Source organism: Streptomyces flavidovirens DSM 40150 (assembly GCF_000429085.1).
GTDB classification, from domain to species: Bacteria; Actinomycetota; Actinomycetes; order Streptomycetales; family Streptomycetaceae; genus Streptomyces; species Streptomyces flavidovirens.
Window position 1 is genome coordinate 98,718 of record NZ_AUBE01000017.1, and the last position, 22,827, is coordinate 121,544.

Here is a 22,827-nt window from a genome sequence, read left to right on the forward strand (position 1 = left end):
TCACCTGGAGGTCTCCCGGTTCTCGGCGCCGACCGCGTCGGCGAGGGTGGCGTACGGGCTGGCGGCGAGGCGCTCGGCGAGGCCCTGGTGGATCGCGCGGGCCCAGAACGGGCCCTCGTAGATGAAGGCGCTGTACCCCTGCACGAGCGTCGCGCCCGCCAGGATCCGCTGCCAGGCGTCGTCGGCGTTCTCGATGCCCCCGACGCCGACCAGGGTGATCCGGTCGCCCACACGGGCGTACAGGCGGCGCAGGACCTCCAGGGAGCGCGCCTTGACGGGCGCTCCGGACAGTCCGCCGGTCTGCTTGACCAGGGCCGGGTCGGACTTCAGGCCGAGGCCCTCGCGGGCGATGGTGGTGTTGGTGGCGATGATGCCGTCGAGGCCGAGCTCCAGCGCCAGGTCGGCGACGGCGTCGACGTCCTCGTCGGCCAGGTCGGGCGCGATCTTGACGAGGAGCGGGACGCGGCGGCCGGTGACCGTACGGTCGGCCGCCTCACGCACTGCCGTCAGCAGCGGGCGCAGCGACTCGGTGGCCTGGAGGTTGCGCAGTCCGGGGGTGTTCGGGGACGAGACGTTGACGACCAGGTAGTCCGCGTGGGCGGCGAGGCGCTCGGTGGAGGTGACGTAGTCGCCGACGGCCTCCTCCTCCGGGACGACCTTCGTCTTGCCGATGTTGACGCCGACCGTTGTCCTGAAGACCGGGTTACGGGCCGCCAGACGGGCCGCCACGGCCTCGGAGCCCTCGTTGTTGAAGCCCATGCGGTTGATGAGCGCCCGGTCCTTCACGAGGCGGAAGAGGCGCTTCTTGGGGTTGCCGGGCTGCGACTGTGCGGTGACCGTACCGATTTCGATGTGGTCGAAGCCGAGCATCGACATCCCGTCGATGGCGACCGCGTTCTTGTCGAAGCCGGCGGCGAGGCCGAACGGGCCGTGCATGCGCAGGCCGAGCGCCTCCGTGCGGAGCGAGGTGTGGCGGGGCGCGAGGACGGCGGCGAGGAAGGTGCGCAGGACCGGGACGCGGGCGGCGAGGCGGATCCAGCGGAAGGCCAGGTAGTGGGCCTGCTCGGGGTCCATGCGCTTGAAGACGAGGTTGAAGAAGAGTTTGTACATGGGTGCTTTCCTCAGGAGGGCCGGGGAGGGCTGGGCATGAAGAGGGGGACACCGCATTCGGTGTCCCCCTCCTGGGCCGCTAGACCTCGCGGGCCGCTGTCAGGTGTTGTGCGTGTTCCTGAAGGGAACGGACCCCGACATCGCCGTGGGTGAGCGCGTCGATGCCCTGGACGGCGGCCGCGAGGGCCTGGACCGTCGTGAGGCAGGGGACGCCGCGGGACACGGCGGCCGTACGGATCTCGTAGCCGTCGAGGCGGCCGCCCGTGCCGTACGGCGTGTTGACGATGAGGTCGACCTGGCCGTCGTGGATGAGCTTGACGATGGTCTTTTCACCGTGCGGGCCTTCGCCCTCGCTCTGCTTGCGTACGACGGTGGCGTGGATGCCGTTGCGCTTGAGCACCTCGGCCGTGCCGGACGTCGCGAGCAGTTCGAAGCCGTGGGCGACCAGTTCGCGCGCCGGGAAGATCATGGAGCGCTTGTCGCGGTTGGCGACCGAGATGAACGCGCGGCCCTTCGTCGGCAGCGGTCCGTACGCCCCGGCCTGCGACTTGGCGTACGCCGTGCCGAAGACCGAGTCGATGCCCATGACTTCACCCGTGGAGCGCATCTCCGGGCCGAGGACGGTGTCCACGCCGCGGCCCTGGATGTCGCGGAAGCGGCTCCACGGCATCACGGCCTCCTTGACGGAGATCGGCGCGTCCAGCGGCAGCGTGCCGCCGTCGCCGGTCTTCGGCAGCATGCCCTCCGCGCGCAGCTCGGCGACGGTCGCGCCCAGCGAGATGCGGGCGGCGGCCTTCGCGAGCGGCACCGCGGTCGCCTTCGAGGTGAAGGGGACGGTGCGCGAGGCGCGCGGGTTGGCCTCCAGGACGTACAAGATGTCCCCGGCCATGGCGAACTGGATGTTGATCAGTCCGCGTACGCCGACGCCCTTGGCGATGGCCTCGGTGGAGATCCGCAGCCGCTTGATGTCGAAGCCGCCGAGGGTGATCGGGGGCAGCGCGCAGGCGGAGTCGCCGGAGTGGATGCCGGCTTCCTCGATGTGCTCCATGACGCCGCCGAGGTAGAGCTCGGTGCCGTCGTAGAGCGCGTCGACGTCGATCTCGATCGCGTCGTCGAGGAAGCGGTCGACCAGGACCGGCCGGGTGGGGCTGATCTCGGTGGACTCCGCGATGTACGAGGACAGGCGCGTCTCGTCGTACACGATCTCCATGCCGCGTCCGCCGAGCACGTACGACGGGCGTACGAGGACCGGGTAGCCGATCTCGTCGGCGATGGCCTTGGCCTCGTCGAAGGTGGTCGCCGTGCCGTGCTTGGGGGCGGGGAGACCGGCCTCGGCGAGGACGCGGCCGAAGGCGCCGCGGTCCTCGGCGGCGTGGATGGCCTCCGGCGGGGTGCCGACGACCGGTACGCCGTTGTCCTTGAGCGCCTGGGCGAGGCCCAGCGGGGTCTGGCCGCCGAGCTGGACGACGACGCCCGCGACCGGGCCCGCGAGGGTCTCGGCGTGGACGATCTCCAGCACGTCTTCGAGCGTCAGCGGCTCGAAGTACAGGCGGTCGGAGGTGTCGTAGTCCGTGGAGACGGTCTCCGGGTTGCAGTTGACCATCACGGTCTCGTAGCCCGCGTCGCTGAGCGCGAAGGAGGCGTGGACGCACGAGTAGTCGAACTCGATGCCCTGGCCGATGCGGTTCGGACCGGAGCCCAGGATGATCACCGCGGGCTTCTCGCGGGGCGCGACCTCGGACTCCTCGTCGTACGAGGAGTAGAAGTACGGCGTCTTCGCGGCGAACTCGGCGGCGCAGGTGTCGACCGTCTTGTAGACCGGGCGCACGCCGAGCGCGTGCCTGACCTCGCGTACGACGTCCTCGCGCAGGCCGCGGATGCCGGCGATCTGGGCGTCGGAGAAGCCGTGGCGCTTCGCATCCGCGAGCAGGTCCGGGTCGAGCTTGTCGGCGGCGGCGAGCTCGTCGGCGTGCTCCTTGATGAGGAACATCTGGTCGACGAACCACGGGTCGATCTTCGTGGCGTCGAAGATCTCCTCGGGGGTGGCGCCGGCCCGGATGGCCTGCATGACGGTGTTGATGCGGCCGTCGGTGGGGACCTTGGCGATCTCCAGGAGCTCGGCCTTGTCGCCGGGCTCGCCGGTGAAGACGAACTGGCTGCCCTTCTTCTCCAGCGAGCGCAGGGCCTTCTGGAGCGCCTCGGTGAAGTTGCGGCCGATCGCCATGGCCTCGCCCACCGACTTCATGGTGGTGGTGAGGGTGGCGTCGGCGAGCGGGAACTTCTCGAAGGCGAAGCGGGGCACCTTGACGACGACGTAATCGAGCGTGGGCTCGAAGGACGCCGGGGTCTTCTCGGTGATGTCGTTCGGGATCTCGTCGAGCGTGTAACCGACGGCGAGACGGGCGGCGATCTTCGCGATCGGGAAGCCGGTGGCCTTGGAGGCCAGCGCGGACGACCGCGAAACACGGGGGTTCATCTCGATGACGATGATCCGGCCGTCGTCGGGGTTGACGGCGAACTGGATGTTGCAGCCGCCGGTGTCGACGCCGACCTCGCGGATGATCGCGATACCGACGTCGCGCAGCCGCTGGTACTCGCGGTCGGTCAGCGTCATCGCCGGGGCGACGGTGATCGAGTCGCCGGTGTGCACGCCCATCGGGTCGAAGTTCTCGATGGAGCAGACGACCACGACGTTGTCGTTCCTGTCGCGCATCAGCTCCAGCTCGTACTCCTTCCAGCCGAGGATGGACTCCTCAAGGAGCACCTCGGTGGTCGGCGAGAGCGTGAGGCCCTGTCCGGCGATGCGGCGCAGCTCCTCCTCGTTGTGCGCGAAGCCGGAGCCGGCGCCGCCCATGGTGAAGGAGGGGCGTACGACGACGGGGTAGCCGCCGAGCGTCTCGACGCCCGCGAGGACGTCGTCCATGGTGTGGCAGATGACGGAGCGGGCGGACTCGCCGTAACCGATCTTGGCCTTGACGGCCTCGACGACGCCCTTGAAGAGGTCGCGGTCCTCGCCCTTGTGGATGGCCTCGACGTTGGCGCCGATGAGCTCGACGCCGTACTTCTCCAGCACACCCTGCTCGTGCATGGAGATCGCGGTGTTGAGCGCGGTCTGGCCGCCGAGGGTCGGCAGCAGCGCGTCGGGGCGCTCCTTGGCGATGATCTTCTCGACGAACTCCGGGGTGATCGGCTCGACGTACGTGGCGTCGGCGATCTCCGGGTCGGTCATGATCGTCGCCGGGTTGGAGTTGACCAGGATGACGCGCAGGCCCTCGGCCTTGAGGACGCGGCAGGCCTGCGTGCCGGAGTAGTCGAACTCCGCGGCCTGGCCGATGACGATCGGACCGGAGCCGATGACCAGGACGGACTGGATATCGGTGCGCTTAGGCACGCTGGCCCTCCATGAGCTGTACGAAGCGGTCGAACAGGTACGCGGCGTCGTGCGGGCCGGCAGCCGCTTCGGGGTGGTACTGGACGCTGAACGCGGGCTGGTCGAGCAGCTGGAGGCCCTCGACCACGTCGTCGTTCAGGCAGACGTGGGACACCTCGGCGCGCCCGTACGGGGTCTCGGAGACCTTGTCGAGCGGGGCGTCGACGGCGAAGCCGTGGTTGTGCGCGGTGACCTCGACCTTGCCGGTCGTGCGGTCCTGCACGGGCTGGTTGATGCCGCGGTGTCCGTACTTCAGCTTGTACGTGCCGAAGCCGAGCGCCCGGCCCAGGATCTGGTTGCCGAAGCAGATGCCGAACAGCGGGGTCCTGCGGTCGAGGACGGCCTTGACGACGGTGAGGTCGACGGTGGACGGGTCGCCGGGGCCGTTGGAGAGGAACACTCCGTCGGGGGCGACGGCGTACACCTCCTCGGCCGTGGTGGTGGCGGGCAGGACGTGCACCTCGATGCCGCGCTCGGCCATCCGGTGCGGGGTCATGCCCTTGATGCCCAGGTCGATCGCGGCGACGGTGAACTTCTTCTCACCGATGGCGGGGACGACGTACGGCTCCTTGGTGGCGACCTCGGCGGCGAGCGAGGCGCCCACCATCTGGGGGGCCTCCTTCACGCGGGCGAGCAGCGTCTCCTCGTCGGCCAGTGCCTCACCGGAGAAGATGCCGACGCGCATCGCGCCGCGCTCGCGCAGGTGGCGGGTCAGCGCGCGGGTGTCGATGCCGCTGATGCCCACGATGCCCTGGTCGACGAGCTGCTCGTCGAGGGAGCGGCTGGAGCGCCAGTTGGAGGGGATGCGGGCGGGGTCGCGTACGACGTAACCGGCGACCCAGATCTTCTTCGACTCGTCGTCCTCGTCGTTCACACCGGTGTTGCCGACGTGCGGGGCCGTCATGACGACGACCTGACGGTGGTACGACGGATCGGTGAGGGTCTCCTGGTAGCCGGTCATGCCGGTGTTGAACACCGCCTCGCCGAAGGTCTCCCCCACGGCCCCGTAGGCACGGCCGCGGAAGCTGCGGCCGTCCTCCAGGACGAGTACGGCGGGAGCCTTGCCGGCTCCCCGGGTGGAGATCGTCATCGTGCGGTGCCTTCCGTCGTAATGGACTGGTTCATGGAGTTGATGGCCTCGACCCAGGCCGTGTGCTCGGCCGCGCGGTCGGAGCGGAAGCCGGAGTCGATCTGCTTGTCGCCGTGCTGCCAGGTGACGACCAGCAGGCCGCCCTCGGCGAGGACCTTGCCCGCGATGCCCTTGTCGAGCCTGGCCTCGCGGAGCTGCCCGGCCGGTACGAAGAAGTCGGCCGCTCCGGGGCGTACGACATCGAGACCGGCGTCGGTGAGCGTCAGCTCGACCCTGCTGCGCGTGCCGAGGCCGTGGGCCACGATCCGGTCGAGCCACTGCCCGGCGGTCGTCGAGCCGTGGTAGCGGCCGCTCATACTCAGCTTCGCTTCACCGGGCGCCTCGGGTGCGGTGGGGAGTTCCGGCAGGTCGGACTGGAGAACGGCGCGCCACTTCCAGCCCTGGCGCATCAGCCAGTACACGAGCGCGATGAAGAGCAGCAGTCCGACGACCCAGCCGATGCGGGCGGCCCAGTCGGTCACTTCGGCCGACTTGCGCTCCGCGGCGGCGCCGGCGGCCAGATGGATGAAAGGTGTCACGCCAGATTCCCGTCGACGACCGTTGCGCGGCCCCGCAGCCAGGTGTGGGTGACGCGTCCCGGCAGCTCACGGCCCTCGTACGGGGTGTTGCGGCTGCGGGAGGCGAAGCCCGAGGGGTCCACGGCTCCACGGTAAGCCGGATCGACCAGCGTGAGGTTGGCAGGCTCGCCTGCCGAGACGGGGCGGCCGTGGCCCTCCAGCCGGCCGATGGCCGCCGGGCGGAACGACATGCGGTCCGCGACGCCCGCCCAGTCGAGGAGGCCGCTGTCGACCATCGTCTGCTGGACGACGGACAGGGCGGTCTCCAGGCCGACCATGCCCATGGCCGCCGCCGCCCACTCGCAGTCCTTGTCCTCGTGCGGGTGCGGGGCGTGGTCGGTGGCGACGCAGTCGATGGTGCCGTCGGCGAGTGCCTCGCGCAGCGCCATGACGTCGGCCTCGGTGCGCAGCGGCGGGTTCACCTTGTAGACCGGGTTGTACGTACGGACCAGCTCGTCCGTGAGCAGGAGGTGGTGCGGGGTGACCTCGGCGGTGACGTTCCAGCCCTTGGACTTGGCCCAGCGGACGATCTCCACCGAGCCGGCCGTGGACAGGTGGCAGATGTGCACGCGCGAGCCGACGTGGGCGGCGAGGAGCACATCGCGGGCGATGATCGACTCCTCGGCGACGGCGGGCCAGCCGCCGAGTCCCAGTTCGGAGGAGACGATGCCCTCGTTCATCTGGGCGCCCTCGGTGAGGCGGGGCTCCTGGGCGTGCTGGGCGACGACGCCGTCGAAGGCCTTCACGTACTCCAGCGCGCGGCGCATGATCACGGCGTCGTCGACGCACTTGCCGTCGTCGGAGAAGACCTTCACCCCGGCGGCGGAGTCGTGCATGGCGCCGAGCTCGGCGAGCTTCTTGCCCTCCAGGCCGACGGTGACGGCGCCGACCGGCTGCACGTCGCAGTAGCCGGACTCTTTGCCGAGGCGCCAGACCTGCTCGACGACGCCGGCGGTGTCGGCGACCGGGAAGGTGTTGGCCATGGCGTGGACGGCGGTGAAGCCGCCGACGGCAGCGGCCTTCGTACCGGTCAGGACGGTCTCGGAGTCCTCGCGGCCGGGCTCGCGCAGGTGGGTGTGCAGGTCGACGAGGCCGGGCAGCAGGACCTTGCCCTCGGCCTCGACGACGGTCGCGCCCTCGGCGCTCAGGCCCGTACCGACCTCGGCGATGGTCTCGCCGTCGATCAGGACGTCCTGCGGCTCGCCGCCCAGTACCTGCGCACCGCGGATCAGGATCTTGCTCATCGTTACTTGTTCTCCTCGGTGCGTGCGGGGGCGGGGCTGATGGCGGACGCGGCCTTTGAATCAAACACAGCGCCGCCCAGAAGCAGGTACAGGACGGCCATCCGGGTCGAGACGCCGTTGGCGACCTGCTCGACGGCCGTGCAGCGGTCGGAGTCCGCGACCTGCGCGGTGATCTCCATGCCCCGGTTCATCGGGCCGGGGTGCATGACGATGGCGTGCTCGGGCATGCGGGCCATCCGGTCGCCGTCCAGGCCGTAGCGCCGCGAGTACTCGCGCTCGGTCGGGAAGAAGGCGGCGTTCATCCGCTCTCGCTGCACACGCAGCATCATCACCGCGTCCGACTTCGGCAGCACCTCGTCGAGGTTGTACGAGACCTGGCACGGCCAGTGCTCGACACCGATCGGGACCAGGGTGGGCGGCGCGACCAGCGTCACCTCCGCGCCGAGGGTGTGCAGCAGGTGGACGTTGGAGCGGGCGACCCGGCTGTGCAGTACGTCGCCGACGATCGTGATCCGGCGCCCGTCCAGGTCATGCCCTATTCCGGCGTCGGGACCGACGAGCCTGCGGCGCATCGTGAAGGCGTCGAGCAGCGCCTGGGTGGGGTGCTCGTGCGTACCGTCGCCCGCGTTGACGACCGCGCCGTCGATCCAGCCGGAGGTCGCGAGGCGGTAGGGCGCTCCGGAGGCGCCGTGCCGGATGACGACGGCGTCGGCTCCCATCGCCTCCAGGGTGAGCGCGGTGTCCTTGAGCGACTCGCCCTTGGAGACGGACGACCCCTTGGCGGAGAAGTTGATGACGTCGGCGGAGAGGCGCTTGGCGGCGGCCTCGAAGGAGATGCGGGTGCGGGTCGAGTCCTCGAAGAAGAGGTTGACGACCGTACGTCCGCGCAGGGTCGGCAGCTTCTTGATCGGCCGGTCCGCGACGCGGGCCATCTCCTCGGCGGTGTCGAGGATCAGTACGGCGTCGTCGCGGGTGAGGTCGGCGGCCGAGATGAGGTGACGCTTCATCTGGTGCTCCGTGGTTCGTGAGGGGCGCGTGTGTGGAGGCGGGCAGGAGGGCAGGCCGGTGCGCGGACCCGGGTTGTCCGGGTCCGTACGGGCTGCGCTACCGCTCGCCGACCGGAGCGGTCTGCTGGAGGCCGAGCAGCACGGCGTCGCGGCCGTCCTCCTCGGAGAGCTGGACCTTGACCGTCTCCCGCAACGACGTGGGGAGGTTCTTGCCGACGTAATCGGCGCGGATCGGCAGTTCGCGGTGACCGCGGTCGACGAGGACCGCGAGCTGCACGGCGCGCGGCCGGCCGATGTCGCCGAGCGCGTCGAGCGCGGCCCGGATCGTGCGGCCGGAGAACAGCACGTCGTCGACGAGCACGACGAGCCGGTCCTCGATGCCGTCACCGGGGATCTCGGTACGGGCGAGGGCCCGCGCGGGACGCATGCGCAGGTCGTCGCGGTACATGGTGATGTCGAGGGAGCCGACCGGCACCGTGCGGCCGGTGATGTGTTCGAGCCTGGCGGCCAGCCGGCGGGCCAGGAAGACACCGCGGGTGGGAATGCCGAGGAGCACCACGTCGTCGGCGCCCTTGGCGCGTTCGACGATCTCGTGGGCGATGCGGGTCAGTACCCGCTCGATGTCAGGGCCCTCAAGCACAGGGCGCGGAGCATCGGATTCAACCGTGTCCATTGGAAACGGACCTCCTTCTCCGCCTCACGGGACGGACCTTAAAGGACGTCGGAATTGCGTCCCCACCGTACCAGCACTATTCGGCAACCCTTGCGATACCCCTCGACTAGGCGGTCTGGACCCATTCGGCTTGACGCACCCAAGTAACGCTGCGTAACCTCACAGTGAGTTACCAGTCCGCGTCCGGGGAGCCATATGTCCAGCGAATACGCAAAACAGCTCGGGGCCAAGCTCCGCGCCATCCGCACCCAGCAGGGCCTTTCCCTTCACGGTGTCGAGGAAAAGTCCCAGGGCCGCTGGAAGGCCGTCGTGGTCGGCTCGTACGAGCGTGGCGACCGCGCCGTGACCGTGCAGCGCCTCGCCGAGCTTGCGGACTTCTACGGCGTCCCGGTCCAGGAGCTCCTGCCGGGTACGACGCCCGGCGGCGCCGCCGAGCCGCCGCCGAAGCTCCGCCTCGACCTGGAGCGCCTCGCCCACGTCCCGGCCGAGAAGGCGGGCCCGCTCCAGCGTTACGCCGCGACGATCCAGTCGCAGCGCGGCGATTACAACGGCAAGGTCCTGTCGATCCGCCAGGACGACCTGCGCACGCTGGCCGTCATCTACGACCAGTCGCCCTCGGTCCTGACCGAGCAGCTCATCAGCTGGGGTGTGCTCGACGCGGACGCGCGCCGTGCGGTCGCTCACGAGGACGTCTAGTCCGAGCGCCACCAGCAGAAACGTAACGCCGGTGCCGGCGGAAGCTTCGCGCTTCCACCGGCACCGGCGTTTTGCGTCTGTTCCCCGTCGATGACGAAAGGGCCCGCAGTACGCCGTGAAGCGCACTGCGGGCCCTTTCAGCCGTCGAACAGCCCGGCTCGGGCTACTCGCGACGCAGATTCGGCTTGAGCTCCTTGAAACGGCCGAGGAGGCCGTTCACGAAGGACGGTGAGTCGTCGGTGGAGAACTCCTTGGCGAGCTGCACCGCCTCGTCGATCACCACCGCGTCGGGCGTCTCGTCCATCCACACCAGCTCGTACGTGCCGAGGCGCAGGATGTTCCGGTCGACGACCGGCATCCTGTCGATCTCCCAGTCGACCGCGTACGTGGCCATGAGGTCCTCGATGCGGTCCGCGTACGTCGCGTAGCCCTCGACGAGCTGCATCGTGTACTCGCTGACCGGCGGCTGACGGGTGTCGGTCCTGGCGTGCCGCATCCAGTCCGCGAGGACCGTCTGCACGGACTCACCGCGCTGGTCGGCCTCGAAGAGGATCTGGAAGGCGCGCTTGCGCGCCGTGTTCCGGGCAGCCACGGTTAGCTGTTCACCCGGCCGAGGTAATCGCTGGTGCGGGTGTCGACCTTGATCTTCTCACCGGTGGTGATGAAGAGCGGGACCTGGATCTCGTGGCCGGTCTCCAGCGTCGCGGGCTTGGTGCCGCCGGTGGAGCGGTCGCCCTGGACGCCCGGGTCGGTGTGCTGGATCGTCAGCTCGACGGCGGCCGGCAGCTCGACGTAGAGCACCTCGCCCTCGTGCTGCGCGACGGAGGCGGTGAAGCCCTCGACCAGGAAGTTGGCGGCGTCGCCGACGGCCTTGCGGTCGACCATGAGCTGGTCGTAGGTGTCCATGTCCATGAAGACGAAGTACTCGCCGTCCATGTACGAGAACTGCATGTCGCGCCGGTCAATGGTGGCCGTCTCGACCTTCACGCCGGCGTTGAACGTCTTGTCGACGACCTTGCCGGAGAGCACGTTCTTGAGCTTGGTGCGCACGAAGGCAGGGCCCTTGCCGGGCTTGACGTGCTGAAACTCGACGACGGACCAGAGCTGGCCTCCGTCGAGCTTGAGCACCATGCCATTCTTGAGGTCGTTCGTGGAAGCCACGGTTGCGGAATCTCCTGGACTGAAGGCTGGTGGGACTGCTGTGACCCGGGGGTCGCGCTGCGGCTCAGGTGCTACAGCGCGAGCAGCTCCTTGGTCGTGATGGTGAGCAGCTCGGGTCCGCCGTCCGCCTCGGGGCGGACGACGAGCGTGTCATCGATCCGGACACCGCCCCGGCCCGGGAGGTGGACCCCCGGTTCGACGGTGACCGGCACACAAGCGTCCAGTTTACCCATGGCCGCAGGTGCCAGCTGCGGGTCCTCCTCTATTTCGAGTCCGACACCGTGCCCGGTGCGCGGCGCGACGGCCTCGCCGTGGCCCGCCGCGGCCAGTACGTGGCGGGCCGCGCGGTCGACCTGGCGGTACTCGGCGCCCGGTACGAGAGCCTCCCGGCCCGCCCGCTGAGCGGCGAATACGACGTCGTACAGCTCGATCTGCCACTCGGCGGGCGTCGTGCCGATGACGAAGGTACGGCCGATCTCGCAGCGGTAGCCGCGGTAGTTGGCGCCGAGGCAGACGGAGAGAAAATCACCCTCCTCCACGCGCCGGTCCGACGGCCGGTGCCTGCCGAGGCCGGAGTTCGGCCCGGTGGCGACCGAGGTGGGGAAAGCCGTCCCGTCCGCGCCGTGGTCGACCAGGCGGCGCTCCAGTTCCAGCGCGAGGTGCCGCTCCGTGCGGCCCACCAGGATCGATTCGAGCAGCTCGCCGAGGGCCTGGTCGGTGATCTCGGCCGCGATGCGGATGGACGCGATCTCTTCCTCGTCCTTGACGATGCGCAGCTGCTCGACGGCGCCGGCGAGGTCGCCGAGGCGCAGCGTCGGGGCGACCGAGCCGAGCGCCCGGTGCCTGGCGACGGTGAGGTGGTTCTCCTCGACGGCGAGCGACTCCGCGCCGGCCGCCGCGGCCGTCCTTGCCGCCGCGACCACGGCGTCACCGCCGGGCGCGGGCAGGACCATGATCCGCAGCTGTTCGTCGGGGCGGCCGTCGGCGGGGTCGGCGGTCGGCGTACCGGGGCAGATCAGTACGTCGGCCTCCCCGGCGGAGGGCCCGAGCAGCAGCACGGCGCCGGGTGGCGCTCCGCCCGCGAGGTAGCGGACGTTGGCGGGACGGGAGACCAGTGCGGCGCCGCTGCCGGCAGCGGCGCACCGGTCGCGCAGTCGTCCACGACGGGCCGCATACAGCTCTGACATGTTTCGAGCGTACGAGCGCGGGCGCCGTCCGGCCGGTTCAGCGCGTCCGACCGGGCGGCGAGGCCGTCTGTACGAAGCCCCTCTGTACGAGAAGGGCCGTACGAGAAGGCGCCGTACGAGAAGACGCCGCGCCGCTACCAGGCGGGCGGGCTGGCTATGGAGCGGGCGAGCACCTCGTCCAGTACGCGGGCGGTGGTCGGTACGTCGTACTGCGAGTTGTCGATGATCGGCAGCCCCGAGCCGTACCACCCGGCCATCCGGCCGTGGATACGGGCGACTTCCTCGTCGGACAGGCGCCGGTTGCCGCTGCGCTGGGCGTTGCGCTCCAGCACGATCTCCAGGCCGGGCAGGATGACCACGGGCAGCAGGCCGGGCCCCACATGGCGCTTCCAGCCGCCGAGCCCGACGACGGGACGGTCCGGGAAGACGGCGTCGTCGACGATGCACGAAATGCCGTTGGCCAGGAAGTTGCGGGCGGCGAAGCCGCAGGTGCGGCGGGCCAGGCGGTACTGGGCCTCCGACTGGTCGTTCCAGCCCGACTGCGGATCGGCGAACCCGGAGCACACCCATTCGCGTACGTCGTCGAGGCTGATGTGCGCGGTCGGCACCCGGCGGTGCCGCGCCCAGTGCTTGGCGACGGTCGTCTTGCCCGCGCCCGCGGGGCCGATGAGCAGCACCGCGAGCGTCGTGCCGCCGGTGTCCGTGGGCGCGGCGGCGGGCGGCGGCGCGGGGACCGGGACCGGACCGCCGGGCGGCAGCTGGATGTGCCCGGTGCTCTCGCGCGACGGTGGCCGCTGGGCGTGCTGCGGGACCGGTCCGCTCCAGCCGGGAGCCGGGGCGTGTCCGGGGGCCTGAGGCGCCTGGGGCGGGTGTGGGGGCCCTTGTGGCCCAGGGGGTCCGGGGGGTCCGGGGGGTCCGGGGGGTCCGGCAGGAGGTCCCGCGTGCGGTCCGGCGGGGTGCGGGGCGCCGTGTGCCCACCCTGCGGCGGGCCCGTGGGGCGGTGGCAGCGGAGCCCCCACTGCGTGCTGCATCCGGTGCGACTCCGTCTCGTACAGGCGACTCTTGGCGGACCAGGACGGCCCGGGCCTACCGAAAGGTACCTGCCCCCGCCGTTCTACTGTGAACGGCGGGGGCAGGTCCAGAGTGCCCGCTCAGCCGTCGAGTTCCTCGGCGAGGGCGCGCAGGGCGAGCCGGTACGAGCCGATGCCGAAGCCCGCGACCGTACCGCTGGCCACGGCGGCGACCACCGAGGTGTGCCGGAATTCCTCGCGTGTGTACGGGTTCGAGATGTGCACCTCGATGAGCGGCGCGGTCCGCTGGGCCGCCGCGTCCCTCATTCCGTACGAGTAATGCGTGAAGGCACCCGGATTGAGAACAACCGGAATTGACCCGTCCGCGGCCTCGTGGAGCCAGCGGATCAGCTCGCCCTCGTCGTTCGTCTCGCGTACGTCGACGTCGAAACCGAGTTCCTTGCCGAGCCGTCCGCACTCCTCGACGAGCCCGGCGTACGACGTCGCGCCGTACACGTCGGGTTCGCGCGAGCCGAGCCTGCCGAGGTTGGGTCCGTTGAGAACGAACACCCGCCGCGTCACTTGGACACCTCGCCGTAGGCCGCCAGCAGCACCGCCGGGTCGGGGCCTTCGAGCACGGTCGGCTTGGCGAGCCCGTCGAGGACGATGAAGCGCAGCAGGTTGCCGCGCGACTTCTTGTCGACCTTCATGTTCTCCAGGAGCTTGGGCCACTGGTCGGCGCGGTAGGTGAGCGGCAGCCCGACCGACTCCAGCACCGTGCGGTGCCGGTCGGCGGTCGCGTCGTCCAGACGGCCCGCGAGACGGCCCAGTTCGGCGGCGAAGACCATGCCGATGGAAACAGCCGCGCCGTGGCGCCAGTTGTAACGCTCGTTCTTCTCGATGGCGTGCGCGAGGGTGTGACCGTAATTCAGAATCTCGCGCAGACCGGATTCCTTCAGGTCGCTCGACACCACGTCGGCCTTGACCCGGATGGCGCGCTCGATCAGCTCGGCGGTGCGCGGGCCCTCGGGCGTACGGGCCGCCGCCGGGTCCTCCTCGATCAGGTCGAGGATCACCGGGTCGGCGATGAAGCCCGCCTTGATGATCTCGGCGAGGCCGCTGATGTAGTCGTTGACCGGCAGCGAGTCGAGCGCCGCCAGGTCGCACAGCACACCGGCCGGCGGGTGGAAAGCGCCGACGAGGTTCTTGCCCTCGGCGGTGTTGATGCCCGTCTTGCCGCCGACGGCCGCGTCGACCATGCCGAGCACGGTCGTCGGTACGGCGACCCAGCGCACCCCGCGCAGCCAGGTGGCGGCGACGAAACCGGCCACATCGGTGGTGGCTCCCCCGCCGACTCCGACGATCACGTCCGTACGCGTGAAGTTGGTCTGCCCGAGCGCTTTCCAGCAGTACGCCGCGACCTCGACGGTCTTGGACTCCTCGGCGTTCGGCAGCTGGATCGCGATGGCCTCGTACCCCTGGGCGGCGAGGTCCTCGCGGATCGCCTCACCGGTGCCGGCGAGCGCCTCCGGGTGCAGGACGGCGACGCGCTTGGCCCGGTCGCCGATCAGTCCGGGCAGCTCACCGAGCAGCTGCCGGCCGACCAGCACCTCGTAGGGCTCCGCACCCTCGCTGCCGCCGATCTGGATACGGGTGACTGCCTGCTCCGTCATGCTTCCTTCACTTCGAGTGCGTCGAGGACCGCCTGCGCGACCTCTTCGGGGGTCCGGTCGTCCGTCTCGACCACCGCGTCGGCCACCTCGGCGTACAGATGCCGGCGCGCTTCCATCAGTTGCTTCCACTGCTGGCGCGGGTTGACGGCCAGCAGCGGGCGGGCGGTGTTGAGCCCGACGCGCTTGATCGCCTCGGTCACGTTCATGGAGAGGTAGACGACGGGGAGCCCGGCCAGGGCCGCACGGGTGCCGTCGTCGAGTACGGCGCCGCCGCCGAGCGCCAGCACGCCCGTGTGCCCGGCGAGCGCCGCCTTCACGGCCTCCCGCTCCAGTTCACGGAAGCGCGCCTCGCCCTCGTCGACGAAGATCTCGGCGATCGGCCGGCCCTCGGCCTCGACGATGTCGGCGTCGGTGTCCCGGTACGCCACGCCCAGCCGCTCGGCGAGCAGCGCACCGACCGTTGACTTGCCGACGCCCATGGGCCCGACGAGTACGACGACCGGCCCGTCTGTCGCACTCACCGGACGACCAGGGTGTCGAGGTAGCTCCGCACATTGCGCCGGGTCTCACCCACGCTGTCGCCGCCGAACTTCTCCGCGACCGCGTCCGCGAGGACGAGCGCGACCATGGCCTCGGCCACGATCCCGGCCGCCGGTACGGCGCACACGTCGGAACGCTGGTGGTGCGCGGCTGCGACCTCGCCGGTGGCCGTGTCGATGGTGGCGAGGGCGCGCGGCACGGTCGCGATGGGCTTCATCGCGGCCCGTACGCGCAGCAGCTCACCGGTGGACATGCCGCCTTCGGTGCCGCCGGCGCGTCCGGAGGTACGGCGTACACCGTCGGCGGTCGGCACGATCTCGTCATGGGCCTTCGAGCCGGGCACGCGCGCGAGGTCGAAGCCGTCACCGACCTCGACCCCCTTGATCGCCTGGATGCCCATCAGCGCGGCGGCGAGCCGGGCGTCGAGCCGGCGGTCCCAGTGCACGAACGACCCGAGCCCGACGGGCACGTTGTACGCCAGTACCTCGACGACACCGCCCAGCGTGTCGCCGTCCTTGTGGGCCTGGTCGATCTCGGCCACCATCGCCTTCGACGCGTCGGCGTCCAGGCAGCGCACCGGGTCCTCGTCGAGCTTCGCCTCGTCGGCGGGCACGGGCAGCACGCCGTACGGCGCCTTGGCGGAAGCCAGCTCCACGACGTGCGACACGATCTCGACGCCGGTGGTCTGCTTCAGGTACGACCGGGCGACGGTGCCGAGCGCGACACGGGCCGCGGTCTCGCGGGCACTCGCCCGCTCCAGGACCGGCCGGGCCTCGTCCAGGGCGTACTTCTGCATACCCGCGAGGTCGGCGTGTCCGGGGCGCGGGCGGGTCAGCGGCGCGTTGCGCGCCAGCTTGGCCAGCTCCTCGGGGTCGACCGGGTCGGCCGACATGACCTGCTCCCACTTGGGCCACTCGGTGTTGCCCACCATGATCGCGACGGGGCCGCCCATGGTCAGGCCGTGCCGTACGCCGCCGAGGAAGGTCACCTCGTCCTGCTCGAACTTCATACGCGCACCGCGCCCATAGCCGAGCCGCCGCCGGGCGAGCGCGTCCGCCACCATCTCCGTGGTGACGGGGACACCGGAGGGAAGGCCCTCCAGCGTCGCGACGAGTGCGGGACCGTGGGATTCCCCCGCGGTCAGCCAGCGCAACCTGCTCAACGGTGCTCCTCATGCTCGCGCCTGGAACTGCGACGGCGCGACCGGGTGCGCGGCCCTGGCCCGCCACCCCTGATCCTCCCACGACCGGACCGTGAACCGGCCGCCGGTCCATAAGACGGACGGCATTCTCACTTCGCGGGATGCCGACGGGATCTGCCGGGGGCGCCTTGAGACGCCTTGAGACGCCTCCGCGGACCCTAGTGGGCGGCGAGCGCGTGTTCCCCGGCGGCCCGCATGACGGCGAGCGGCGCGGTGGCGCGACCCGTCATCTGCCGCACTTGGAGCACGGCCTGGTGCACGAGCAGGTCGAGGCCGCCGACGACCGCGCCGCCGCGCGCGGACCACGCGGCGGCGAGTGCGGTCGGCCACGGGTCGTACAGCACGTCGAAAAGCGTGCCGGGGCTGTCCGGCACGGCCTCGGCGAGGGCGTCGGTGGTGCCGGCCGGGGTGGTGGCGACGACGAGCGGCGCGTCGAACGCCCGGTGCGCCTGCGCCCAGTCGGCGATGCGTACGTCGACTCCGAGCCGCTCGCCCCACTGCCGCATCTCGTCGGCGCGGGCGGAACTGCGGACGTACGCGGTGACCGGGCCGGTGCACAGGCGGGAGAGCGCGGCGAGGGCGGACGAGGCGGTGGCTCCGGCGCCGAGGACCGCGGCGGAGCCGACCGTCTCGATGCCGCGCTCGCGCAGGGCGGCGATCATGCCGGGGATGTCGGTGTTGTCGCCGAGGCGCCGGCCGTCCTCGGTGAAGACGACGGTGTTGACCGCCTCGACGGAGGCCGCCGTGTCGCTGATCTCGTCGAGCAGCGGGATGACGGCCCGCTTGAGCGGCATGGTCAGGGACAGACCGGCCCACGACTCGTCGAGCTCCCCGAAGAAGCCGGGCAGACCGGCCTCGTCCACCTCGAAACGGTCGTACGACCAGTGGGCGAGGCCGAGTTCCCGGTACGCCGCGCGATGCAGCACCGGGGAGAGGGAGTGGGCGATGGGCGACCCGAGGACCGCTGCCCTGCGGGCGTCAGTCGCTGCCCTGGCTTGCATCGAACTTGTCCTTCAGCTTCAGGAACTCGGCGTGCGTCTTGGCGAATTCGGTCTTGTTCAGGCCGTCGGTCGCCACGAAGTACAGCCAGCCGTCCTTCGTCGGATTCAGTGCGGCCGCGAGAGCTTCGTTGCCGGGGTTGCTGATGGGTCCGGGGGTGAGGCCCCTCTGCGTGTACGTGTTGTACGGATCCATGTTGCTGTTGATCTCGGATTCGCTGATCTTGATTTCGCTCTGACCCTTCAGGTAATTGAAGGCCGAGTCGAACTGGAGCAGCTGATTCGTTTCCGTATTGGTGGGCTTGAGGCGGTTGTACACGACCTCGCCCATCTTGCGGAAATCGTCGTGCGTTTTGCCTTCTACCTGCACAAGGCTGGCGACCGTGACGAGATCCAGCGGAGATTCGAGACCGAGCCTCTCGGCCTCCGCTTCGACGTTCGCGGAAGCGTATTGCCCCTTGGCCCGCGCGACCATTTCCTTGAGTACGGATTTCGGCGTCGACTTTCCGCCGATGTCGTAACGCGACGGGTAAAGGAAGCCCTCCAGCGGGTCCTTGATGTCGGGGTCGTCGTTGGCCCATTCGGGGAGCCCGAGATCCTTGAACTCCTTCTTGGCCACGTCCTCAGTGGTACCGCGATCGACCTTGAGCTTCTTGTCGATCTCCTCGTAGATCACGACGTTCCGCTGGCCCTCCTTGACGATGAGGGCGTTCAGGTTCGACGGGTTGATCATGAGTTCGACGGCAGCCTTGCCGGACATCTCCTTCTTCATCGGGTAGACGCCGGGCTGAATTCCCTGACTCTTCGGGTTCGCCGTCGCCGCCGAGACGAAGGCGCCCGAGCTCTTGACCACACCCTTGCGGGCGAGAATGCTGCCGATCTGGCCAAGACCCGCGCCCTTGGGGACCTCGACCTCGACGGAACCGGTGCCGGTGCCCTCGAAGTCGGCCGGGGCTCCGAACTGGTCCTGGTAGAACTGGTATCCGAAGTAGCCGATGCCGCCCACGCCGCCCGCCAGGACCACCACGACGAAGAGGCAGGCCGTGCCGTTGCGGCTTTTCTTCTTTTTGGACTTGCCACCGCGGCGGTCACCGCCGCCCCGGCCGCGCCGGGACTCGCGTGGCTCGTCGCCGTCGTCGCGGTCGTCGCCACCGGTGAAGAACGGGTGCTCTTCGGGGGCTTCGGCCTCGGCTTCCCACTCGGGGGCCTGGTCCGGCTCGGGGGCCCGGCGCTGGTTCGGGGGCTGCGGCGGGGGGTAGGCGTCCGGCGCGGCGTAGTAGTCGCTCTCGCCGGCGCCGTAGGCGGGCTGCTGGCCGGCGTACGGGTCGGCCGCCGGATTCATGCCGTACGGCACCGGCTCCTGCTGCTGGGCCGTGTCCCAGCCGGCGCTGTGGCCGTACTGCTGCTGGTCCGGGTGGCCGGGCTGCTGCCCGTGCTGATGCGGGTGCTGGTGCTGCCGGCCGTCGTAGTACGGCTGCTGCTGTTGCGGCTCCTGCTGGTAGTGCTGTGGCTGACCACCGTACGGAGCCTGCTGCCCTGCCCATCCCTGGTCCCCGTACAACGGGTCCTCGGGATGCCACGGTTCGTGGCCTGCGCCCCGGCCATACTCAGTCATCAAACCCCATAGTGTGCCGCGAGGCGGTGGCTGCTTCGCGCGTGGGGGCACGGCATCCGTTCCGCCTCTTCTTTGTGCGGCCGCTGTTCGAACACCGCCGCATCGCGCGGAACGTTACCGTATCGCGATCAGACAACCACTTCGACGCCCTCTCCCGGGGGAAGGCCTGAGACCCGTTCGGCCTCCAGAGCGTTCTGAAGGATGACAATTGCCGCCGCCTGGTCGATGACAGATCTGCCCTTCTTGGACTTCACGCCCGAAGCGCGCAGTCCCTGACTGGCCGTCACTGTGGTCATCCTCTCGTCGACAAGTCGCACCGGAACCGGTGCGATGCCGCGAGCGAGCTCCTGGGCGAATGCCCGGACCTTGACGGCCGCCGGCCCCTCGCCCCCGCTGAGGGAGCGAGGAAGGCCGACCACGACCTCGATCGGTTCGTACTCCTCGACGAGCTGCTTCAACCGCCGGTGGGCGGCCGGGACGTCACGCCCCGGCACGGTCTCCACCGGCGTGGCGAGCACCCCGTCGGGGTCGCACGAGGCGACCCCTATCCGGGCGTCCCCGACGTCGATCGCGAGGCGACGGCCGCGTCGCATCAGGCGCTCTCGCCGACCGCGCGTTCGACGGCGGCCACGGCGTCGCCGATGGCCTCCGGGTTCTGGCCGCCGCCCTGGGCGACGTCCGGCTTGCCGCCACCGCCGCCGCCGAGGGTCTTGGCGGCCGTACGGACCAGGTCGCCGGCCTTGAGACCGCGCTCGCGGGCGGCCTCGTTGGTGGCGATGACGGTCAGTGGGCGGCCGTTGGCTGTGGTGAACAGCGCCACGACCGTCGGGCGGTCACTCGGGGTACGGCCCCGTACGTCCAGGACGAGCCGGCGCAGGTCGTCGGCCGATGTACCGTCCGGCACCTGACCGGTGACGACCGCTACGCCCCGCACGTCCTTGGCACCGGCGGCGAGACCCGCGGCGGCCTGGAGGACCTTCTCCGCGCGGAACTTCTCGATCTCCTTCTCGGCGTCCTTGAGCTTGGCGAGCATCCCGGAGATCTTCTCCGGCAGCTCCTCCGGACGGCCCTTGACCAGCTCCTGGAGCTGGGCGACGACCGTGTGCTCACGAGCCAGGAAGTTGTATGCGTCGACGCCGACCAGGGCCTCGATGCGCCGCACGCCGGAGCCGATCGACGACTCGCCGAGCAGCTTCACCAGACCGAGCTGGGCGGTGTTGTGGACATGCGTACCGCCGCACAGCTCCTTGGAGAAGTCGCCGATGGTCACGACGCGCACGCGCTCGCCGTACTTCTCTCCGAACTCCGCGATGGCGCCCTGCTTCTTGGCCTCGTCGATCGACATGACCTCGGCCTGGACGTCGAGTTCACGGGCGAGCACTTCGTTGATCTTGTGCTCGACGTCGGTGAGGACGGTGCCCGGTACGGCGTTCGGGGAGCCGAAGTCGAAGCGGAAGCGACCCGGCGCGTTCTCCGAACCGGCCTGGGCGGCGGTCGGGCCGAGCGCGTCGCGCAGCGCCTGGTGCGTGAGGTGCGTGGCGCTGTGGGCGCGGGCGATGGCGCGGCGGCGCTTGAGGTCGATGGCGGCGTAGGCGGAGGCGCCCACGGTCACCTCACCGACCTGGACGGAGCCCTTGTGGACGGAGACGCCCGGCACCGGCTGCTGTACGTCGCGCACCTGGATGATGGCGCCCGTGTCCAGCTTGATGCGGCCGGTGTCGGCCTGCTGGCCGCCGCCCTCGGCGTAGAACGGCGTGCGGTCCAGGATGACCTCGACCTCGTCGCCCTCGGTGGCGGCCGGCGAGGGCAGCCCGTCCACGAGCAGGCCGACGATGGTCGACTCGCCCTCGGTGTGGGTGTAGCCGGTGAACTCCGTGGTGCCGGAGGTGTCGGCGACCTCGCGGTAGGCGGAGACGTCGGCGTGGCCGGTCTTCTTGGCCCTGGCGTCGGCCTTGGCCCGGTCCCGCTGCTCCTTCATCAGGCGGCGGAAACCGTCCTCGTCCACGGACAGGCCCTGCTCGGCGGCCATCTCCAGGGTGAGGTCGATCGGGAAGCCCCAGGTGTCGTGGAGCAGGAACGCCTTGTCGCCGGGCAGGACCTTGCCGCCGGCGGCCTTGGTCTCGCTCACGGCCGTGTCGAGGATGTTCGTGCCGCCCTTGAGGGCCTTCGTGAACGCGGCCTCCTCGGCGAGGGCGACGGTCTCGATGCGCTTGCGCTCGGTCAGGAGCTCCGGGTACTGCTGCCCCATCGACGTGATCACGGTGTCGACGAGCTCGGCGACGACGGGACCGGTGGCGCCCAGGAGACGCATGTTGCGGATGGCGCGGCGCATGATGCGGCGCAGCACGTAGCCGCGACCCTCGTTGCCGGGGGTGACGCCGTCGCCGATGAGCATCACCGACGTACGCATGTGGTCGGTGACGACGCGCAGCGAGACGTCGGAGGCGTGGTCGGCGCCGTAGCGGACACCGGTCAGCTCGGTGGCCTTGTCGATGACCACCATCGAGGTGTCGATCTCGTAGATGTTCTGTACGTCCTGGAGGATCATCGCCAGGCGTTCGAGACCGAGGCCTGTGTCGATGTTCTTCGACGGCAGGTCACCGAGGATCGGGAAGTCTTCCTTGCCGTCGCCGGCGCCCCGCTCGTACTGCATGAAGACCAGGTTCCAGATCTCCACGTACCGCTCGTCGTTGACGGCCGGGCCGCCCTCGACGCCGAAGGCCGGGCCACGGTCGTAGTTGATCTCGGAGCACGGGCCGCACGGTCCGGGCACGCCCATGGACCAGAAGTTGTCCTTCTTGCCCAGGCGCTGGATGCGCTCGGCCGGTACGCCGATCTTGTCGCGCCAGATCTGCTCGGCCTCGTCGTCGTCGAGGTAGACCGTGATCCACAGCCGCTCGGGGTCGAGGCCGTAGCCGCCGTCCGCCACGGAGCTGGTGAGCAGCTCCCAGGCGTACTCGATGGCGCCTTCCTTGAAGTAGTCGCCGAACGAGAAGTTGCCGCACATCTGGAAGAACGTGCCGTGGCGGGTGGTCTTGCCGACCTCTTCGATGTCCGGCGTACGCACGCACTTCTGCACGCTGGTGACGCGCGGGGCGGGCGGCTTGACCTCGCCGAGGAAGTACGGCTTGAAGGGCACCATGCCCGCGGGGACCAGCAGCAGGGTCGGGTCGTCCGCGATGAGCGACGCCGAAGGCACGACGTTGTGTCCGCGCTCCTCGAAGAAGCGCAGCCAGCGGCGGCGGATTTCAGCCGACTCCATCAGTGGTCCTCATTCCGGTTGTACGAATGCTTGTTGTGGTCGAGAGCAGCGACGCGGCGGTGCTCGATGACTTTGGGGTCGTTGTGCGCTTCGAGGCCGAGGGCTTCGCCGAGTTCGGCTTCGCGCTGCGCCATTCCCGCCTTGACGTCGAGCGCGAAGTCCTTGAGCCGGTGGCCTGCTTCGATCGCCTTTTCGGCGGCCTGCGCGGCGAGGCTCTCGGGCGTCAGCTGCTTGAGCTTGCGGTTGACCTTGGTGGTGGCCCACACGCCGGCGGCGGCGCCTGCCGTGAACCAGAACGTACGGCGGAACATTG

The 22,827-nt window shown here is 70.1% G+C and carries 21 protein-coding genes; 1 reads left to right on the top strand and 20 read right to left on the bottom strand.

What is annotated here, in order from left to right:
- The 7 genes from G412_RS0122565 to pyrR form a co-directional block, all read right to left on the bottom strand.
- A complete protein-coding gene (locus G412_RS0122565; protein WP_028814068.1) occupies positions 1-1,110 on the bottom strand; it encodes a quinone-dependent dihydroorotate dehydrogenase in 1,110 nt (369 codons plus the stop codon).
- A gap of 79 nt (positions 1,111-1,189) precedes the next feature.
- The gene (gene carB, locus G412_RS0122570) at positions 1,190-4,501 is read right to left on the bottom strand and encodes a carbamoyl-phosphate synthase large subunit (RefSeq protein ID WP_028814069.1); all 3,312 of its coding nucleotides are present in this window, start codon (positions 4,499-4,501) and stop codon (positions 1,190-1,192) included.
- Complete coding sequence (carA, locus tag G412_RS0122575) at positions 4,494-5,630, bottom strand: glutamine-hydrolyzing carbamoyl-phosphate synthase small subunit (protein ID WP_028814070.1); 1,137 nt, start codon at positions 5,628-5,630, stop codon at positions 4,494-4,496. Before carA ends, carB begins: the two co-directional genes overlap by 8 nt.
- Complete coding sequence (locus G412_RS0122580) at positions 5,627-6,208, bottom strand: PH-like domain-containing protein (RefSeq protein ID WP_028814071.1); 582 nt, start codon at positions 6,206-6,208, stop codon at positions 5,627-5,629. The genes carA and G412_RS0122580 overlap by 4 nt, the downstream gene beginning before the upstream one ends.
- Positions 6,205-7,491, bottom strand: coding sequence for a dihydroorotase (locus tag G412_RS0122585; protein WP_028814072.1), 1,287 nt, complete (start codon positions 7,489-7,491; stop codon positions 6,205-6,207). The genes G412_RS0122580 and G412_RS0122585 overlap by 4 nt, the downstream gene beginning before the upstream one ends.
- A 2-nt stretch (positions 7,492-7,493) precedes the next feature.
- A complete protein-coding gene (locus tag G412_RS0122590; protein WP_028814073.1) occupies positions 7,494-8,498 on the bottom strand; it encodes an aspartate carbamoyltransferase catalytic subunit in 1,005 nt (334 codons plus the stop codon).
- A gap of 97 nt (positions 8,499-8,595) precedes the next feature.
- Positions 8,596-9,171, bottom strand: coding sequence for a bifunctional pyr operon transcriptional regulator/uracil phosphoribosyltransferase PyrR (gene pyrR / locus G412_RS0122595; RefSeq protein WP_028814074.1), 576 nt, complete (start codon positions 9,169-9,171; stop codon positions 8,596-8,598).
- 195 nt (positions 9,172-9,366) lie between these two features.
- Between pyrR and bldD the strand changes: the two genes are divergently transcribed.
- Positions 9,367-9,867, top strand: a complete 501-nt coding sequence (gene bldD / locus G412_RS0122600) for a transcriptional regulator BldD (protein WP_028814075.1) — start codon at positions 9,367-9,369, stop codon at positions 9,865-9,867.
- A 163-nt stretch (positions 9,868-10,030) separates the two neighbouring features.
- Here the strand turns inward: bldD and nusB are convergent, their stop codons facing one another.
- The 13 genes from nusB to G412_RS0122665 all read right to left on the bottom strand — a co-directional run bounded on the left by nusB (position 10,031) and on the right by G412_RS0122665 (position 22,825).
- Complete coding sequence (gene nusB / locus G412_RS0122605; protein ID WP_028814076.1) at positions 10,031-10,459, bottom strand: transcription antitermination factor NusB; 429 nt, start codon at positions 10,457-10,459, stop codon at positions 10,031-10,033.
- A 2-nt stretch (positions 10,460-10,461) separates the two neighbouring features.
- The gene (efp, locus tag G412_RS0122610) at positions 10,462-11,028 is read right to left on the bottom strand and encodes an elongation factor P (protein WP_028814077.1); all 567 of its coding nucleotides are present in this window, start codon (positions 11,026-11,028) and stop codon (positions 10,462-10,464) included.
- Between the two features lie 71 nt (positions 11,029-11,099).
- Positions 11,100-12,215 carry an aminopeptidase P family protein gene (locus tag G412_RS0122615; protein ID WP_037649583.1) on the bottom strand — a complete coding sequence of 372 codons (1,116 nt, stop codon included), beginning with the start codon at positions 12,213-12,215 and terminating at the stop codon, positions 11,100-11,102.
- A 134-nt stretch (positions 12,216-12,349) separates the two neighbouring features.
- On the bottom strand, positions 12,350-13,246 hold the full coding sequence (locus tag G412_RS35590) for a Pro-rich N-terminal domain-containing protein (protein WP_037649585.1): 897 nt from the start codon (positions 13,244-13,246) through the stop codon (positions 12,350-12,352).
- A gap of 120 nt (positions 13,247-13,366) precedes the next feature.
- Positions 13,367-13,807 (bottom strand): type II 3-dehydroquinate dehydratase, encoded by a 441-nt coding sequence (locus tag G412_RS0122625; RefSeq protein WP_028814080.1) that lies wholly within the window; start codon positions 13,805-13,807, stop codon positions 13,367-13,369.
- Positions 13,804-14,898 (bottom strand): 3-dehydroquinate synthase, encoded by a 1,095-nt coding sequence (gene aroB / locus G412_RS0122630; protein ID WP_028814081.1) that lies wholly within the window; start codon positions 14,896-14,898, stop codon positions 13,804-13,806. The genes G412_RS0122625 and aroB overlap by 4 nt, the downstream gene beginning before the upstream one ends.
- Positions 14,895-15,377, bottom strand: coding sequence for a shikimate kinase (locus tag G412_RS0122635; RefSeq protein ID WP_051338550.1), 483 nt, complete (start codon positions 15,375-15,377; stop codon positions 14,895-14,897). The genes aroB and G412_RS0122635 overlap by 4 nt, the downstream gene beginning before the upstream one ends.
- 38 nt (positions 15,378-15,415) lie before the next feature.
- Complete coding sequence (aroC, locus tag G412_RS0122640) at positions 15,416-16,600, bottom strand: chorismate synthase (protein WP_028814083.1); 1,185 nt, start codon at positions 16,598-16,600, stop codon at positions 15,416-15,418.
- Positions 16,601-16,797: 197 nt separating this feature from the next.
- A complete protein-coding gene (locus tag G412_RS0122645) occupies positions 16,798-17,640 on the bottom strand; it encodes a shikimate dehydrogenase (RefSeq protein ID WP_028814084.1) in 843 nt (280 codons plus the stop codon).
- The gene (gene mltG / locus G412_RS0122650; RefSeq protein WP_051338547.1) at positions 17,618-19,252 is read right to left on the bottom strand and encodes an endolytic transglycosylase MltG; all 1,635 of its coding nucleotides are present in this window, start codon (positions 19,250-19,252) and stop codon (positions 17,618-17,620) included. The genes G412_RS0122645 and mltG overlap by 23 nt, the downstream gene beginning before the upstream one ends.
- Positions 19,253-19,380: 128 nt before the next feature.
- Positions 19,381-19,845 carry a Holliday junction resolvase RuvX gene (ruvX, locus tag G412_RS0122655; protein WP_028814086.1) on the bottom strand — a complete coding sequence of 155 codons (465 nt, stop codon included), beginning with the start codon at positions 19,843-19,845 and terminating at the stop codon, positions 19,381-19,383.
- Positions 19,845-22,514, bottom strand: a complete 2,670-nt coding sequence (alaS, locus tag G412_RS0122660; protein WP_028814087.1) for an alanine--tRNA ligase — start codon at positions 22,512-22,514, stop codon at positions 19,845-19,847. The genes ruvX and alaS overlap by 1 nt, the downstream gene beginning before the upstream one ends.
- Positions 22,514-22,825 (bottom strand): DUF6167 family protein, encoded by a 312-nt coding sequence (locus G412_RS0122665; protein WP_028814088.1) that lies wholly within the window; start codon positions 22,823-22,825, stop codon positions 22,514-22,516. Before G412_RS0122665 ends, alaS begins: the two co-directional genes overlap by 1 nt.
- Positions 22,826-22,827 lie beyond the last annotated feature (2 nt).